This is a genomic window from Fictibacillus barbaricus, from assembly GCF_014635025.1.
Classification (GTDB): Bacteria; Bacillota; Bacilli; order Bacillales; family Fictibacillaceae; genus Fictibacillus; species Fictibacillus barbaricus.
This window is the reverse complement of record NZ_BMCE01000001.1, coordinates 1,561,302-1,576,356: the sequence shown is the minus strand read 5'-3', so window position 1 is coordinate 1,576,356 and position 15,055 is coordinate 1,561,302. Positions and strand designations below refer to the sequence as shown.

Annotated in this window: 18 protein-coding genes and 1 tRNA gene; 5 read left to right on the top strand and 14 right to left on the bottom strand. The window is 37.4% G+C overall.

Going from position 1 to position 15,055, the window contains the following annotated elements:
- The first annotated feature begins 27 nt into the window (after nt 1-27).
- Nucleotides 28-102, top strand: a tRNA-Gln gene (locus tag IEV52_RS07765).
- Nucleotides 103-137: 35 nt separating this feature from the next.
- On the opposite strand, the gene IEV52_RS07760 is transcribed toward IEV52_RS07765, so the two are convergent.
- Nucleotides 138-527 carry a Spx/MgsR family RNA polymerase-binding regulatory protein gene (locus tag IEV52_RS07760; protein ID WP_188401883.1) on the bottom strand — a complete coding sequence of 130 codons (390 nt, stop codon included), beginning with the start codon at nt 525-527 and terminating at the stop codon, nt 138-140.
- Between the two features lie 183 nt (nt 528-710).
- Here IEV52_RS07760 and IEV52_RS07755 point away from each other — a divergent pair, with 183 nt between their 5' ends.
- The gene (locus IEV52_RS07755) at nt 711-959 is read left to right on the top strand and encodes a DUF2626 domain-containing protein (RefSeq protein ID WP_188401882.1); all 249 of its coding nucleotides are present in this window, start codon (nt 711-713) and stop codon (nt 957-959) included.
- Between the two features lie 32 nt (nt 960-991).
- On the opposite strand, the gene IEV52_RS07750 is transcribed toward IEV52_RS07755, so the two are convergent.
- Entirely contained in the window at nt 992-2,074 is a 1,083-nt protein-coding gene (locus tag IEV52_RS07750; protein WP_188401881.1) for an SAM-dependent methyltransferase, read from the bottom strand.
- 1 nt (nt 2,075) lies between these two features.
- The gene (locus tag IEV52_RS07745; RefSeq protein WP_188401880.1) at nt 2,076-2,708 is read right to left on the bottom strand and encodes an MBL fold metallo-hydrolase; all 633 of its coding nucleotides are present in this window, start codon (nt 2,706-2,708) and stop codon (nt 2,076-2,078) included.
- A 71-nt stretch (nt 2,709-2,779) separates the two neighbouring features.
- On the opposite strand from IEV52_RS07745, the gene IEV52_RS07740 reads away from it, so the two are divergent.
- Complete coding sequence (locus IEV52_RS07740; protein WP_188401879.1) at nt 2,780-3,178, top strand: hypothetical protein; 399 nt, start codon at nt 2,780-2,782, stop codon at nt 3,176-3,178.
- Nucleotides 3,179-3,289: 111 nt separating this feature from the next.
- On the top strand, nt 3,290-3,475 hold the full coding sequence (locus IEV52_RS07735; protein ID WP_066242324.1) for a DUF2759 domain-containing protein: 186 nt from the start codon (nt 3,290-3,292) through the stop codon (nt 3,473-3,475).
- Nucleotides 3,476-3,533: 58 nt separating this feature from the next.
- Here the strand turns inward: IEV52_RS07735 and IEV52_RS07730 are convergent, their stop codons facing one another.
- The 6 genes from IEV52_RS07730 to IEV52_RS07705 all read right to left on the bottom strand — a co-directional run bounded on the left by IEV52_RS07730 (nt 3,534) and on the right by IEV52_RS07705 (nt 10,945).
- Entirely contained in the window at nt 3,534-4,727 is a 1,194-nt protein-coding gene (locus tag IEV52_RS07730; protein ID WP_188401878.1) for a M14 family metallopeptidase, read from the bottom strand.
- A gap of 95 nt (nt 4,728-4,822) precedes the next feature.
- Entirely contained in the window at nt 4,823-6,712 is a 1,890-nt protein-coding gene (locus tag IEV52_RS07725) for an LTA synthase family protein (RefSeq protein WP_229754211.1), read from the bottom strand.
- A 353-nt stretch (nt 6,713-7,065) separates the two neighbouring features.
- Nucleotides 7,066-8,025, bottom strand: coding sequence for an ROK family glucokinase (locus tag IEV52_RS07720; RefSeq protein ID WP_188401877.1), 960 nt, complete (start codon nt 8,023-8,025; stop codon nt 7,066-7,068).
- A gap of 15 nt (nt 8,026-8,040) precedes the next feature.
- Entirely contained in the window at nt 8,041-8,232 is a 192-nt protein-coding gene (locus IEV52_RS07715) for a YqgQ family protein (protein ID WP_188401876.1), read from the bottom strand.
- A 107-nt stretch (nt 8,233-8,339) separates the two neighbouring features.
- On the bottom strand, nt 8,340-9,812 hold the full coding sequence (locus IEV52_RS07710) for a spore germination protein (protein ID WP_188401875.1): 1,473 nt from the start codon (nt 9,810-9,812) through the stop codon (nt 8,340-8,342).
- Nucleotides 9,813-9,901: 89 nt separating this feature from the next.
- On the bottom strand, nt 9,902-10,945 hold the full coding sequence (locus IEV52_RS07705) for a M42 family metallopeptidase (protein ID WP_188401874.1): 1,044 nt from the start codon (nt 10,943-10,945) through the stop codon (nt 9,902-9,904).
- Nucleotides 10,946-11,057: 112 nt separating this feature from the next.
- On the opposite strand from IEV52_RS07705, the gene IEV52_RS07700 reads away from it, so the two are divergent.
- Nucleotides 11,058-11,921, top strand: a complete 864-nt coding sequence (locus IEV52_RS07700) for a hypothetical protein (RefSeq protein ID WP_188401873.1) — start codon at nt 11,058-11,060, stop codon at nt 11,919-11,921.
- Here IEV52_RS07700 and IEV52_RS07695 read toward each other — a convergent pair.
- The 5 genes from IEV52_RS07695 to IEV52_RS07675 all read right to left on the bottom strand — a co-directional run bounded on the left by IEV52_RS07695 (nt 11,881) and on the right by IEV52_RS07675 (nt 14,872).
- A complete protein-coding gene (locus IEV52_RS07695; RefSeq protein ID WP_188401872.1) occupies nt 11,881-12,630 on the bottom strand; it encodes an HAD family hydrolase in 750 nt (249 codons plus the stop codon). The two genes, IEV52_RS07700 and IEV52_RS07695, sit on opposite strands and share 41 nt — an antisense overlap.
- Entirely contained in the window at nt 12,630-12,806 is a 177-nt protein-coding gene (locus IEV52_RS07690; RefSeq protein ID WP_188401871.1) for a hypothetical protein, read from the bottom strand. Before IEV52_RS07690 ends, IEV52_RS07695 begins: the two co-directional genes overlap by 1 nt.
- A 123-nt stretch (nt 12,807-12,929) precedes the next feature.
- Nucleotides 12,930-13,541, bottom strand: coding sequence for a molybdenum cofactor guanylyltransferase (locus tag IEV52_RS07685; protein ID WP_188401870.1), 612 nt, complete (start codon nt 13,539-13,541; stop codon nt 12,930-12,932).
- On the bottom strand, nt 13,526-14,314 hold the full coding sequence (locus IEV52_RS07680) for a DUF92 domain-containing protein (protein ID WP_188401869.1): 789 nt from the start codon (nt 14,312-14,314) through the stop codon (nt 13,526-13,528). Before IEV52_RS07680 ends, IEV52_RS07685 begins: the two co-directional genes overlap by 16 nt.
- Nucleotides 14,315-14,872: a 5-formyltetrahydrofolate cyclo-ligase gene (locus IEV52_RS07675; protein WP_188401868.1), complete on the bottom strand. Its 558-nt coding sequence runs from the start codon at nt 14,870-14,872 to the stop codon at nt 14,315-14,317. It abuts the gene before it with no gap.
- Nucleotides 14,873-15,055 lie beyond the last annotated feature (183 nt).

Sequence of the window (15,055 nt, the reverse complement as noted above, 5' to 3'; positions counted from 1 at the left end):
ACACGGCCCATACTATTATTGTTGCATTGGGCTATAGCCAAGCGGTAAGGCAACGGACTTTGACTCCGTCATGCGTTGGTTCGAATCCAGCTAGCCCAGCCATAAAAAATAACACTCTTCCTTAAAAGAGTGTTGGTTCAGGACACATGACTAGAAATGTGTTCTTTTTCTTTTGTGAGGCATAATTTTTTCATGTCTCCCGGACTGTAACCTGCAATAAGCTGCTTGCCATCTGTTACTAGCGGGCGTTTTAATAACTTCGGATTTTTCGTTAATAACTTCAGAAGTTCGTTCGTTGAAAGATCGTATATATCAACATCCAATGACTTAAAGGACTGGCTCCTTTTTGCCAATATATCTTCGGTCCCCCCTTTTGTAAGCTTTAATAGTTCTCTAAGCTCCTCAACGGATGGGGTTTCTTTAAAAAGATGTCTTTCTTCAAAAGATACTTTATTTTGTTTAAGCCACATTTTAGCCTTTCGACAGGAAGTGCAGCTGGGATATGTGTAAAATGTAATTGAACTCATAAGACTCACTCCTTTTGGTTTACATTACCTTTAAAAGAGGCATAATAAACCAAAAAAAGACTTTTTTAATGAATTATCTTTTAAATGTGTATTTATCCGCTTACAATTGTCATTTACAAGAGAGTGGAAACTCATATATAATACTAAAGGATACAAGTATTGGTGAAAAAAGGAGGGATACATATGTCAAGAATGTATAAGGTTTTAGGCTTTTGGACTGGGATTATCGGGGTCATGGCTTATCTTGGCGATATGCAAGACATGGCGTTATTGTTCTTAGGACAAACGATTATGTTCGTTTCATTAGGTTATTTGAACTTATCTGAGCGTATGTATATTTATATCTTTGGTGCGTATTTAACAGTTTTCTTTGTTGGTTTTACATACTGGACAACGTTTATGATGACTCCTGGAGCTGGCGGAGGTCATTAAGAAATCTTTATACAGCTTATAAAAAACGGGCCTTATTCGGCCCGTTTTTTTTGTTGTATAACTTGAAACCCATTTGCTAGCATACTGTCTAATAAAAAAGTGCGAACAGCACGATTCCTTCTATGTTCGATAGAGAATGGATCTGTCTGTTGGGAATTCTTCAACTCTGAAAGAAGTCCTTCCTTAAGCAGAAATTCACCTTGTCTGGCAAAACCGATCGTCTCAACACCATAAACTTCAGCCCCACTCATTACTTGATCCCAATCAACATGATAAGTGATATCCATTTCTCCAGGGTGTGCTAATGGATGATTCTCTATCTGATGACGATAATAACCCCGGATACTTCCTTCTTTTAAGTGGGCATTGTTCCATTCATCACCTAAATAGCCATAGTCTACAAAAAAATAAAAGGTATCTTTATTTGTCCAGCAATAGATTTCCTTCAGCCATTGGAGCATTTGAAAAGATACTTCTAATTCGAATTCCTTATTCCGCTTCTTAAAAACCTTGTCTAAACTTTGATGTAGGGCTGGATCCTCTATCTTTTTATATCGAAAAGCCAGATCCTTTGCATCCTTCTCTAAAGCCACACCTTTTTCGAACCAGCTTCCTTCCATCCACTTAAACATCCTAAGAGGAAAAGCATCTAACACTTCATTTGCGAAAATAACTCCCTTAAACACAGGATAGGCTTGCTTGAGCTCTTGTAATGAACCTAAAATCATTACAGGAAGATCGGTTAACTGTTCTTTTAACAATTTCCTATGAAACGGGCTTCTTTCCACCATGATGTAGCTTATGTTTGAAACGTTCATCTTTTTCCATGTGGATAGAACTTGTTTGGCAAAATGACCGCTGCCCCCGCCGAACTCAACAACTACAGGATCGAGTTGGTTTTCATTTATCACTCTGACAAAAAGGTTTGCCCACACTTTTCCGAATACATCTGAAACTAGACTAGAAGTATAAAAATCACCGTTTTTCCCGATCTTTTTGTTCTCGTTCATGTAATATCCTGCTTCAGGATGGTACAGAGCAAGCTCCATATAACCTTCCATTGATAACCAACTCGACTTCTCTAATTCTTTTATTAACAGAGGGGTAACCGACACTTTAAAACCCGCCTAAAAAAGGATTAGAATCCATTTCCATGGCTATGGTTGTTTCAGGACCATGACCTGATAAAACCATTGTTTCTTCAGGTAAGTTTAATAATTTATGATGAATACTTTTTAAAAGTATTTCTTGATTGCCGCCATATAGGTCCGTTCGTCCAATACTTCCAGCAAAAAGAGCATCACCTGAGAATACGGCGCCTGCATTTTTTAAATAATAAGAGATACTTCCCGGTGAATGCCCTGGAGTTAAAAGGATCTCAAACGAAAAGTTTCCTATTTTTAAAAAACGGTCATTATCAGATAATAAGTGACTCGCAGGATTAGCCGTAATATTCTGGCCAAAATGATTTGAACCATTCTTTTTAGTATTGGTAAGCCAATCTGACTCTTTTTTGTGAAGGTATAAAGGGATCTTATATTTTTCTCTAACGGCATCAACAGCTCCGATATGATCGAAATGAGCATGTGTTAATAAAATAGCCAATGGTTTAACGTTAAGCGACTCTATCGTATTGATGATTCTATTTCCTTCGCTGCCTGGATCTATCACAACAGCTTCTTGATTATTGTTAAAAATGATATATGTATTTTCTTGAACCGGTCCTACTGTAAGTTTTTTATACTTCATAATCAAGCCTCCAATTGCAAGTTATTCCTTTCTATCTTACACTAAAATTGTCATAAATACGGAGGAAATACATGAGAGTGTATTATGGTTATGAAAATATAGAGATTCCTCAAGGTCAAAGAACAGATCAACAAGAAGACTTTTTCATTACACCAATTGCAGTCGATGGGAGTGGGGACTGCATCCGCCTGCTGCAGATCAATCCTATAAAAACTACGATTATATTTGAGGATTATGGATTTATTTCGGATTCACAGAAACATTATGTCTACCTAGATATGATATGTGCTTTTTTCATACTATTCGGTGATGATCGTGAAAAAGAAATGTTTCTTCTGCAAGTGGAAGAAGAATTAGTAGCTGTCGTAGAGGATCAGAAAATTATTTATGTGTTAGGAGAGCATCATCAGCCACTTGTTAAAAAATGGGCTTCTTCCTATAATATAGGTATCGAATTCATTTTGTTCTAAATGTTCACTCGACAAACCAGAATAAAACAAGTAAAATAATACAAGGTTGTACCTGTGTGAAAGCGTTATACATAGGATTGGTATTACTCCAGAGCAAGGGGGCACAGAATAATGGGATTAGCCATTATATTCGGCTTAGTAGCTATTCTAGCTGCATTGGGACTATTGCGTTCGTTAAAAATTAAAAATTTAATGGCTGCAGGCTTTGCCTTTTTAACGTTTGCAGTTTTTGGCTGGTTTACAGTCATGACTGTACTGGACGTCTTAGTAGGCAGCGGTGGATCAACTGGCCATTAAAAACCTCAAAAAACCATCAGAATTTAAGATTCTGATGGTTTTTTCTTTTTACTTAGCTTCACATATATAGACCTGCAAGCATAATCCCTCTAGTATCTTCATAGATCTTATCAAACTGTCTTAATGGTAAAGGATTAACTCCTATACCCAGTTCAATCGTAAACCCTGGTTTTCTGTATTCCTGAATGAACCAGTCTTTATACCCTGCATAACTGTCTACATATCTGATAGCTTTATAACCACTTACCTTTTCAAATTCCTCTGCCATCTCGCCCGAGATCGGCATGGGTTCTTCTCCTTCGAAGCCCCAATATAATTCTTTTCCTTGAGTATGAAGGGCAATCACCCTGTCAAAATGATACTTTTCTGCGGCTTCTGCCATCACTACTGCTTCTGGCTCGGTTAGTGGTGCTGTTCCAGGATAATCTCTTGGGGCTGGTGCTTTTGGTTTTCTAACCTGTTCGAGTTCCCACCTCGCAGGAAATTGATTGTTTAGATCGACTCCACGAATATTCGCCTTCCATCCAGAGAAATCCTTGCTTCCCTTGTTTAACTTTAATACAAGATCTCTATATTCAGGGTCTTCCGGAGGACCATTAAGTACAAGATCCACACCATCCGGGTCTACCATAGGAACAGCTAACAGCGTCGTTTCTTTATAAAGTTCAGATGGATCATAGCCATTTAAAAGGGTTTCACTTGTTAGTGCATTAGCATATTCATTTAAGAACTTCATTAAAATACCAGAAGTAATCCACTCATTGCCGTGAAAAGAGCCATTCATATGCACTTTCTTTTTACCGTTCCCGATTATAAGCATATCAATCGATTTTCCTTGTACAGATGTGCCAAGACATTGTTTTTTTATAAACGGATACGACTCTAACAGCACCTTCATATCATGATTCAAAGCACCTGTATTGTATTTACGCTGTCCATTAATCAGTGGGAATGTTATTTTCTTTGGAATATTTATTTCGTTCTTTGGAAATATTTTTTTCGGGTTTACATCTGGGTTAAATAAATACAAAGCATCCAAAGGAATATCTCGTTTTTCTGCGATCGAGTAAAAGGAATCTCCTTTTTTGATGGTATATCTCTCAACTTTCATTCCTGGTATCTTGATTCTTTCCCCTGCTTGCAAATTTCCAATCGATGCATTTGGATTAGAATCTTTAATCAACACGTAAGGGATAGATAAAAGACGAGAATAATACCAGAGTGAATCGCCGTTACGCATGATAATTTCCAATCAGAGCCCTCCTCAAAAACGTTCCTCTTACAGATGTATGTTTACCTTAAATAGATATGCAAAAAAAAGCACTTAGCCAAGGCTAAGTGCTTATCTTATTTACTATTTTGTTTTGCTTTATCTTTATCGTAGAATCTCAACAAGTCACCGTAGATAATACGGTCTGACATGTCTAGTTCAGTCTTAGCGCGTTCACTGTATGGTTCACAAGCATTGTTTTCACCTTCAACAGGTTCACCCGTTGCTTTATCATAACACTTTCCATCTGTAAACACATTGTCCTTCGTGATATACGAATTATCACGTAATACAGCGAAATCTTCGCGGTCCTTCGAGAATAAGTCTGAACCTAACTGAATGTCGCCTTTCGTATCAATTCCAAGTAAGTGCAAGATCGTTGGTTTCAAGTCGATTTGACCTGCAACGGTGTCCATTACTTTGCCTTTTTCACCAGGCATATGAATGATTAAAGGTACTTTTTGCAATTGAGTAGATTCGAAAGGAGTAATTTCTTTTCCTAAGAACTGCCCCATTGCATCGTTATGGTTTTCAGAAATACCGTAGTGGTCTCCATACATGATAAAGATAGAGTCTTCGTATAATCCTGCTTCTTTTACATCAGCAAAGAACTCTTTTAATGCTTCGTCAGTATATCGAACCGTCGTGAAATAACGGTTAACTGTTCCATCATTTGAAGTCCATTCTGGAATCATTTCATCTTCTTCTTCCAATGTGAATGGGAAGTGATTCGTTAACGTAATATATTTTGTATAGAATGGCTTGTTCATAGCTTGCATTTCTTTTAAGTGCGGAATGGATTGTTTAAAGAAATCTTTATCCTTTAAGCCCCATCCAATTGAATTTTCAGGTGTAACTTCAAAATCTTTTAAAGAGTAATAACGGTCATAACCGAAATTATCATACATAATATCGCGGTTCCAGAAGCTCTTGTTGTTAGCATGCTGTACTGAAGAATAGTACCCGTTCTCTTTTAGGATTTCTGGTGTCGCGTTGTACTGGTTCTGAGAGTGAGTAAAGAAAACTGCTCCACTTGGTAGCGGATATAGTGAATTATCTAGCAAGAATTCTGAATCAGACGTTTTACCTTGCCCAGTCTGATGATAAAAGTTAGGGAAATAATAACTGTCTTTGATTAGATCATTCATAAACGGTGTAATTTCTTTTCCGTTTACAGATTCATTGATAACAAAGTTCTGTGTTGATTCTACTGAAATAACAAACACATTCTTACCTTTTGCTTTACCGAACATTTCCGGATTAGGTTCTTTGTAGTTTGCACGTGCATAGTTTTCAATCTCTGTAATTTCACTGCTATCAGCAAAAGCACGCTGCGCCTTCGCTTTAGACTGAATGATTGAATCATAAATATGGTAGTTGTATGAACCAATATTCTTAATCAGCATCTCACGGTCAAAAGTACGTGTTAATAACTGTGGACGCTCTGTTTCAGCAATACCAACGTTAACAATAAAGATTACAATTGCTGCAGCATAAGTAATCGTAATTTGCTTTCGTGAAGCACGAGCAGGACGATAATCTGCACGTCTCATAAAGTAAGCCAATATAACGATGTCAATAAACACCAATAGATCCGTTGGCTGGATCAATTCAAAAACACTGTTTCCTAAATCGCCCATATTGCTTGTTTGAAACAAGACTGGAATGGTTATAAAGTCATTAAAGAACCGATAGAAGACCATATTTGCATACATGACAAAACTCATGATGGCACTCACGGCAACAATCATTCTTCTATGTGCTCTTCCCTTAAAATAAAGGGTAACTCCTAAAAATAAAACAACTGAACTTAGTGGATTAATAAATAAGATCAGTTCCTGTACTTTGTTGTCCATTGGCAATTCGAAAGCTGTTTTATAAACGATATAGGTTTTCATCCATAATAAAGCAATTGCTATAAAGAAAAATTTATAATCAGCAAAAGCTTGTTTCATTTTTTCTTTCATATGTTCTCTGACCTCCTCAATCAAAAAGAACTCTTGTTACCAATTGTTGTTTTCAAATTTCCCTATTAACTACACTCTTATTTGCATTGAGTATGCATCCACCGGAAATGTAAATCCATATTTACAAAACCTTAATCAAAGGATTACATAAAGAGTATAATATATGGTTTTACACAAGAATTCAATACCCTAACGCACTATTTCAAGATTCTGACAAATAGGACAACAAAACTATATTAGTTTTACCCATATTTTTCATTCATAAACCATTAGACGAACTTATTCCAAAAAAGTTTCAAAAAATATAAAAGAACCACAAGGAATGTGGCTCTTTTATAAATGAATAAATTTGATTATAGATTATGTTTGGCAAGCCACGCTCCACCAAAAACCCCAGCATCATTTCCTAGAGTGGCTGCCTTTAGTTCTGCACCTTCAGCAACTCTTGGCAGGGCGAAGCCTTTAAACTTTTGATCAAGTCTCTCCAAGAGAATTTTCCCAGCCTTAGACACTCCGCCGCCAATAACGATTTTCCCTGGGTTGATGCTGTTCGCAAGGTTTGCGATTACAAGACCTAAGTGGAATGTAACTTCTTCAAGAGTTTCAATCGCCACTTTATCTCCTTTTTCAGCTGCTGCTGCCACATCTTTTGCTTGGATTTCTCCTTTTTCTTGTAATAAGCTAAATAAGGATGAAGATGTATCCTTTAATGCTTTTTCTTTTGATATTCTTGAAATACCTGTTGCAGATGCAATGGTTTCGATACATCCAGTTCTTCCACAGTTACAAGGAGCCCCGCCCTCCGGGATAGATGTAATGTGGCCAATCTCTCCTGCCATGCCGTTCGTACCGTGCATGATATGGCCATTCACGATGATTCCTCCGCCAACACCTGTACCTAGCGTTACCATAAGCAAGTTGCCTTCACCGTCTCCTGCACCTCGCCACATTTCACCGATCGCTGCTATATTTGCGTCGTTATCAACTGTAACTGAAAGTCCAGTCGCTTTTTCAAGTTCTTCTTTTAACGGATAATCTCTCCAGCCAATATTAACGGCATGATAGATGAACCCTGTTTTCATATCTATAAAACCTGGAGCACCCATCCCGATTGCAGCAAGTTTTTCTTTTGGTTCAGAAAGCTCGTTTAATTTTGCTTCTAAAGATTTTGCAATATCAGGTACTATATTTTTTCCATCTTCGGCAATATTTGTCGGAATCTCCCACTTTTCAACAATATGACCGTCTAAAGTAATAAAAGCAATTTTTATTGTTGTTCCGCCTAAATCCACGCCAACCAGCCATTTCTCCATCTTGTTTCTCATCCTTTATTGTAATTTGTTATGTTGTACACGAATAATAAGGATCGCTTCTTTGTATTCGTTTACATCAATCAGTTTTTGATTATAGAGTTCCCGTACTTCTTCTTGTATTAATTCTAAGTCAGCTATAGGATTTCCTGTATAGATTATGGTTCCAAACCTTTTTAGAAGCTGCTGCACATCATACATTGTTTTCATGAATTATCACCTTTGTCATTATAACAAAAAATACAGGGAAGGATGCAAGCCTTTGCACAGAAATATTCCATTAAAAAAACAGCTGGTCTCTTCCAACTGTTCAGAGTTTAACGGTCAGGATCTTTCGGGTGCAGGACAACAGGCCTTCTATTCTTTAGAGGTATTGGAATCCTAAAGATCACATCTCTGATGGCTTTATAGTTAAAAGGGATAAAAGGCCACAAGTATGGAATATGAAAAGACTTGAAAGAAACAAAAAACAATACAGCTATTGTCAATCCTGCAATATATCCTTGAACGCCTAAAATTGCTGTGAGCGCTAATAGAGCAAGTCTTAACAGTCGATTAGCAAGACTAAGTTCATAAGTAGGTGTTGCAAATGTACCGACTGCAGCCACTGCAAGATAAAGCACTACTTCATTAACGAACAATCCTGCTTCAATGGCTACTTGTCCAATCACAATGGCTGAAACTAACCCTAGGCCAGTGGAAACAGAGGTTGGTGTATGGATGGTTGCCATCCTAAGCATGTCCATTCCTAATTCAATAATGAGAAACTGTAAAAAGAGAGGAACAACTCCACTCTCTTCAGGGCCTATAAACGAGAGTGTGACTGGCAGCAGCTCTTTATGTGTAGATAATAAGTACCAAAGCGGCAAAAGAAAAATAGAGATCCACACAGCTAAGAATCTAACAAATCTTAAATAAGCACCTACAATTGGTTTTTGCCTGTATTCTTCTGCATGCTGCAGATGATGCCAAAAAGTTGTTGGTGTTATTAATACCGAAGGGGAACCATCTACAAATACAAGGACATGCCCTTCAAATAAATGTACAGCAGCCGTATCTGGACGTTCTGTATATCTCACAAGAGGATATGGATTAAAGTGTCTCCCACAAATAAACTCTTCGACCGTTTTTTCTCCCATAGGAAGACCATCTGTATCAATTTTTTTCAACGAATCCTTAATTCGACCGACGATATGAGGATCTGCTATGTCTTCAATGTAAGAAACACAAACATCGGTTTTTGAACGCCTTCCAATACTCATATATTCCATCCGAAGAGACCGATCCCTTACTCTTCTTCTTGTTAGTGCCGTATTGAAAACAATTGTTTCTACAAACCCATCTCTTGCTCCTCTTACTACCCGTTCTACATCCGGTTCCTCAGGTCCACGGACAGGATATGTTCTTGCATCAATCTGGATAATCTCTGAAACACCTTCGACCAACAAAACAGTTGGTCCACTTAATACCCAGTCAATTCCCTGGTTCAGATCATCTGATTTAGAGATCTCAATATACGGTAGATAAGTCTTCATCAGCTTTAATAAAGGATCTGGGTCTAATTGACCTGGCTCTAGATCAGCTAATAACTTCATTAAATAGTGAAGAATATCGTCTTTTACAAACCCATCGACCATAAATAATGCCATCCTTCTGCCGGCATATTCTAAGTCTAAGTGAATGCAGTCAAAACTAACATCAACACCAAGCTGATTTTTCATATATTGTACATTTTCATCGAAATTCGGTGAAAGGGGTTGTTTTTTCGGCAGATATGTCATTTTTCCCATCACTCCTCTGCCTATCATCCTTCACCTTCTGTTTTCATTTCATACCTAGCTAAAAGAAAAATCCCAGCCATTGGCTGGGATGAATTGATTCATACAAGAGGTGATAGTAAGTAGGCCTTAATGAGATCTGCCGTATGTTTCAGTGATTTAACATGTGTACGTTCAAACGCATGAGAGGCATCAATTCCGGGGCCGATCAATCCATGTACGACATCTGCTCCGGCTCTTATTGCAGCTGTTGCATCTGAACCATAGTAAGGGTAAATATCAACCTTGTATCCAATGTCATGTTTCTCAGCAAGATCAACAAGATGCTTTCTTAAACCAAAATGGTAAGGACCCCCTGAATCTTTAGCACAGATACTTACCGTGAATTCATCAGTTGCCTGACCATCGCCGATTGCTCCCATGTCCACAGCCAGATACTCAACGGTTTCATTCGGAATATTAGAATTACCACCATAGCCAATCTCTTCATTATTGCTGATTAAAAAATGTGTGGTATATGGTAATTTAATGCCCTCTTGCTTAATTTGTTTAATGATGTGCATTAATATAGCAACACTTGCTTTATCATCTAAGTGTCGAGATTTTATAAAGCCGCTCTCAGATTCTTCAAATCGCGGCGCGAACGAAACGAAGTCTCCAACAGAGATTCCAGCTTCTTCTGCATCTTTTCTAGAATGAAACTCTTGATCGACTCGAACTTCCATATTCTTTTCATCCCGTTTTAAATCGTTCATCCCTTTGTATACATGTGCTGCTGTTTGATGCATCAAGACAGTACCGGTATATATTTTTCCGTTTGTTGAATGAATGGTACAATATTCACCCTCAATCGTGTTCCAGTAGAAGCCGCCGATCAGGTCAATTTTCAAGCGGCCGTCACTCTTGATCTCTTTGACCATCCCACCAAGCGTATCTACATGCGCGGTCAATAATCGGTGTTTTTTATCATCCTCACCTTTTATAGTCGCAATTACAGCACCTTTGTTTGTTGTTTTAAAGGATACATCATTTCTATCAAAAAAAGATTTCATGTAACCGATTGCAGCTTCCGTATTGCCTGAGGGACTCGGAATATGTACGAGCTCTTTAATGTAACCGATAATTTCTTTTGTTTGAATTTCCATATATCGTTCTCCTCTCACCTTTACCACTCATAACTTTTCTATCTCTATCTTCTATATTTATTAATTCTGCATAGAATTTAGGAACAAGTTTGTCCTAAGGAGGAGCAGTGTTATGAAGTGGAAAATTTCAATCTACCTGCTGATCATTATACTTGTAATAGGAATCATCTACCAGCCGTTTATTAAAAAAGAAGCACGTGAAAGCATCACTTTTTTTCCGTTAGATAGTTCCTTTTCTTTCTTGGAAGCTAAGACGGATATCTCATTTCGTACTGGTACACCCACGAGCTATGATTTAATGTGGGCTGTTGAGTCTGAAACATCTGAGAGAGTATATCTTCGGCAAGACATTGCCATGATTTTTGAAAACGGGAAATTAAACAATAAAATGAGCGAATGGAAAACATCTGCAAAATCCATTGATCTCGAAAAAGATATGAAAGGAACATCACCTGCTCTATGGGAGGCCGTTTCCTTCCATCAAGGAGAAATCCACCTAAATGAAGACCAATATCGCTCCGTCCAAAAAATGAGCCATAATATTATTTATTCCACTAAGATGGGTCGATCATATACTGGTTTCAAAGTTCCAAGGAATGCATCTGAACGAAAAGCAAAGAATGAATTAGACGAACAAACAAATCAGTTTCTACAGAAAACCCTTGTTCAATCAGCTGATCACTATCAAATTGATACGAACAGCTTTCATGTCATTTCTTTAGAATCATTAACTGATTACAATCAGAGACCGCTTCCTGGATTTTCTCAAGCAAAGAGTCAGGAAATCATAGGGAAACTATGGGAGGGCTTATACAAGAATTACTTTTTAAGCATCACATCCAACACTGGAAAAAAAATAAGTCCGATCGGCAGCTCTATGCCTTTTATCTTGATCAGCAAAGATAAAAAGTATTTATTCGTACTGTTTCAATCATCTAAGGGAGAGAATATCCAGCTGATTCAGTACATTTCTTAATTACTTGATACAATTCATTTCCTACTGAACAATTATAAACACAGGGATGAACAGTTTGTTGAGGCTTTTTTAATGGATTCCACCAAATCGCAGTCCATCCTGCAACAACAGCAGGCTTTATATCAAATTCATACGCATCGCCAACGTAATATAAATTTTTGGCTTTAGTCTGCTTTCTAACGAAATGAAAAATTTCAGGGCTTGGTTTTGTAATATTAATTTCAGATGAAATATATATTTCTTTTTCTGGGATCTGCAATCCTAATTTTTTTATTTTTTTTCTTTGAAGATCAGACTCTCCGTTTGTGATGATTCCTGTTATAATCCCTATCTGATTTAAGCGTTGAATCAAATTGTTTACCCATTCAAACGGTTCGACAAATGTGTGGATCTTCTCTTCAAACAATTCTTGATATTGTTTAACCTGTTTATCAGAATAGTGTTCTAAACCTAAAGCCGTCATAGAAGACAGGAGACGCGTTCTCTGATATTCTTTCCGAGACATAATCTCTTTTTCGTAAGCAGGCCAAAACAGATCACAATAGCCCTTATAATAGGTAAACCATTTTTCTGCCAGGTCAGGATCTACCTCTTTATTGCCAACTATGGAACGGAATGCAAATAAAGAAGCCTTCTTAAAGGAGGCTTCATAATCGAAAAGGGTATTATCTAAATCAAAAAAGAATGCCGTTTTTTGATTGCATTCCATTAAATCAATTCATCCATCATCTTAGAACGCAAACCTGGAAAAGACAAAGCACTTCCGACTAAAAATCGACGGATTAGCGGCTGCCCAAGAACTGTATTTATCATTCGATATCGCATTCTGTAGCCAAGCATAATAGCAAGGAATATCAAGAAACTTTTGATTATAAATCCCTTCATGTAAAAACCTCCTTGCTACTACTTTCTGTTTATAAAGCGTATTTTATTCGTGAATCGTGTGCACAAGATACTCTATTGTAATTTCTTGGATAATTGTAAATAAAGACTCTGTTTCAAATAAGTTTAAAACTTATATTTCCCCATATCCAACAGTTCGTTTTCAGTATTGATGTTTGTAAAGTATTGCTCTTCATCCGTGTTAACTTCTATATAAAGTGTATTTTTACGATCAAGCAAGTTTAATACTTTATATGCACCTTTATTTAAAGAGGCTGTTATATCAGGTAAACAAGTCTTTTTATATACACCATTTAGCGGATAGATCTTTCCGTTCCAAACCGGGACAATACAATCAGATTCGGGATGTTTCAAAGCAATATTGAGCCATTTTTCATACATTCGGCTGCTCATCCGCGGCATATCACATGGAGTGATTAAATAATAATCTGCTTTTTTTCTGATCATAGCACTATAGATGCCAGCTAAAGGACCGTTTCCTCTATATCGTTCAATATCTGAAATAAATTCAGCATTATGCCGGTTACATTTCTTAAGTTCCTCGATACATTCTTTTTTAACAACAGCTAAAAGGTTATCGGAAAACGGCGCGATAGAATTCATTGAATGTTCAAAAAACGTTTCATTGTTCCACCTGGCTAATACTTTTGGTCTTCCAAAACGCCTGGATTCTCCGCCTGCTAAAAGAACTCCTGTACATTTTAGTTGTTTAGCCATACAAACACCCCTCCCGCCATTAGCCCTGCAATAAAGGTAGAAGTGAAATTTACCAGGTTGTTCGTAAACCATGAAAAACCAAAGACTTGAATCGTTCGGGTGCTGCAGTGAATTTTACTTTCCGTTTCCTTTTTACAGATTTGGCATATGAATTTTTGCTCAAACCAAGCTCCAAAAATGGTGTCCACAACATTTCCTATGAAGCCTGAAAAAGCGACCAACAACACAATCACTAAAGCTGGCTCATAGAGCATGTATAAGCTCCAACTAATAAAAAGGGCTCCAAGTGCTGCCGCAAACGTACCTAAAAGTGAAACAGCTCCAGAGAGTCCCCTCTCTACTTTTTTCCATTCTTTTATATGAAATGGTCTCTTTTTAGAAAGAACACCTATCTCTGATGCCCATGTATCAGCAGTAGCAGCAGCAAAAGCAGCTGAAAACATGATGAGCCAGAAAGGATCTGGCGCAATAAGCTGACCTGCTGATGCTAGCAGTGCAGCTCCTCCGTTAGCCAGTACCTGCCCCGCAGACCTGCCCTGCCTATCTTCAATGTGTAAGGCTTCTTTATCTTCTTTTTTAGCCCTTTTCCATTTTGTTAAAAGTGTAGAACTCAGAAAAAAAACACCTAAAAGAACAAGTCCTCGCCAGTCAAATGCGAGGAAAATAATATTCCCCATTACAAAAGCTGTCACACTTCCTGGAATCGTTAGCCATTTTAAGACCGCAGATATATAAGTGAGAATCGCTACTCCTGCTATAATGATTAGTTCCATCTATTTGAAACGTCCATTTTCGGTAATGATTTTATCTACCGGAATGTCATATTCTTCATGTGGCAACGTAACAGTTGTTTGACCAGTGTATGCTAATGAAATCTTTGCTCCTTTATAGTTTTGTAAATAACGATCGTAATAGCCTCCACCGTATCCGATTCTGAACCCTTCTTTATCAAAAACTAGTCCTGGAACTACAAGCAGATCCAACTGGTCATGGAAAATAAACGGGGTTTGTTCTTCTCTTGGCTCGAATAAGTCCATATAGACGTTTTCAAGCTCATGAAACGACAATATCTCTCTAAACTCCATTTTTTTATCATGGGAATAACATTTAGGCACACCAACTTTTTTTCCTTCTTCCCATGCTTTTTTTATAATATATGTAGTATCCAATTCAAATTTTCTAGAGATGGTGATTCCGATCGTTTGTGAATCTTTCCATTCTCTCGTTTGATATAAGTAAGAGGAAACGGATTCACTCATTCTTCTTCTATCGCTTGCATCTATAGAAAGCAGTAGTTGTTTCATCTTTTTTCGCCATTTTGATTTATTCATTTAACATGCACCTCTGATAGAGTGATATATGGATCATACCGCAGTAATAAAACTAATATTATTCTCTCTTTATATAGCGTATCAAACTTTCTGCATGTATTGAAGTTGTATCACATAAAACAAGATCTACTAAGATCATCTATACACCTAGCATCTTCTGTTTATATGAATAGGTATATTATG

What these genes read in the sequence shown, in the direction of transcription:
- IEV52_RS07700 (WP_188401873.1), top strand. Translation starts at nt 11,058, where the DNA reads ATGAAGTGGAAAATTTCAATCTACCTGCTGATCATTATACTTGTAATA.
- IEV52_RS07685 (WP_188401870.1), bottom strand. Translation starts at nt 13,541, where the DNA reads ATGGCTAAACAACTAAAATGTACAGGAGTTCTTTTAGCAGGCGGAGAA.
- IEV52_RS07695 (WP_188401872.1), bottom strand. Translation starts at nt 12,630, where the DNA reads ATGGAATGCAATCAAAAAACGGCATTCTTTTTTGATTTAGATAATACC.
- IEV52_RS07760 (WP_188401883.1), bottom strand. Translation starts at nt 527, where the DNA reads ATGAGTTCAATTACATTTTACACATATCCCAGCTGCACTTCCTGTCGA.
- IEV52_RS07745 (WP_188401880.1), bottom strand. Translation starts at nt 2,708, where the DNA reads ATGAAGTATAAAAAACTTACAGTAGGACCGGTTCAAGAAAATACATAT.
- IEV52_RS07690 (WP_188401871.1), bottom strand. Translation starts at nt 12,806, where the DNA reads ATGAAGGGATTTATAATCAAAAGTTTCTTGATATTCCTTGCTATTATG.
- IEV52_RS07675 (WP_188401868.1), bottom strand. Translation starts at nt 14,872, where the DNA reads ATGAATAAATCAAAATGGCGAAAAAAGATGAAACAACTACTGCTTTCT.
- IEV52_RS07725 (WP_229754211.1), bottom strand. Translation starts at nt 6,712, where the DNA reads ATGAAAGAAAAAATGAAACAAGCTTTTGCTGATTATAAATTTTTCTTT.
- IEV52_RS07715 (WP_188401876.1), bottom strand. Translation starts at nt 8,232, where the DNA reads ATGAAAACAATGTATGATGTGCAGCAGCTTCTAAAAAGGTTTGGAACC.
- IEV52_RS07710 (WP_188401875.1), bottom strand. Translation starts at nt 9,812, where the DNA reads ATGGGAAAAATGACATATCTGCCGAAAAAACAACCCCTTTCACCGAAT.
- IEV52_RS07740 (WP_188401879.1), top strand. Translation starts at nt 2,780, where the DNA reads ATGAGAGTGTATTATGGTTATGAAAATATAGAGATTCCTCAAGGTCAA.
- IEV52_RS07735 (WP_066242324.1), top strand. Translation starts at nt 3,290, where the DNA reads ATGGGATTAGCCATTATATTCGGCTTAGTAGCTATTCTAGCTGCATTG.
- IEV52_RS07720 (WP_188401877.1), bottom strand. Translation starts at nt 8,025, where the DNA reads ATGGAGAAATGGCTGGTTGGCGTGGATTTAGGCGGAACAACAATAAAA.
- IEV52_RS07680 (WP_188401869.1), bottom strand. Translation starts at nt 14,314, where the DNA reads ATGGAACTAATCATTATAGCAGGAGTAGCGATTCTCACTTATATATCT.
- IEV52_RS07755 (WP_188401882.1), top strand. Translation starts at nt 711, where the DNA reads ATGTCAAGAATGTATAAGGTTTTAGGCTTTTGGACTGGGATTATCGGG.
- IEV52_RS07705 (WP_188401874.1), bottom strand. Translation starts at nt 10,945, where the DNA reads ATGGAAATTCAAACAAAAGAAATTATCGGTTACATTAAAGAGCTCGTA.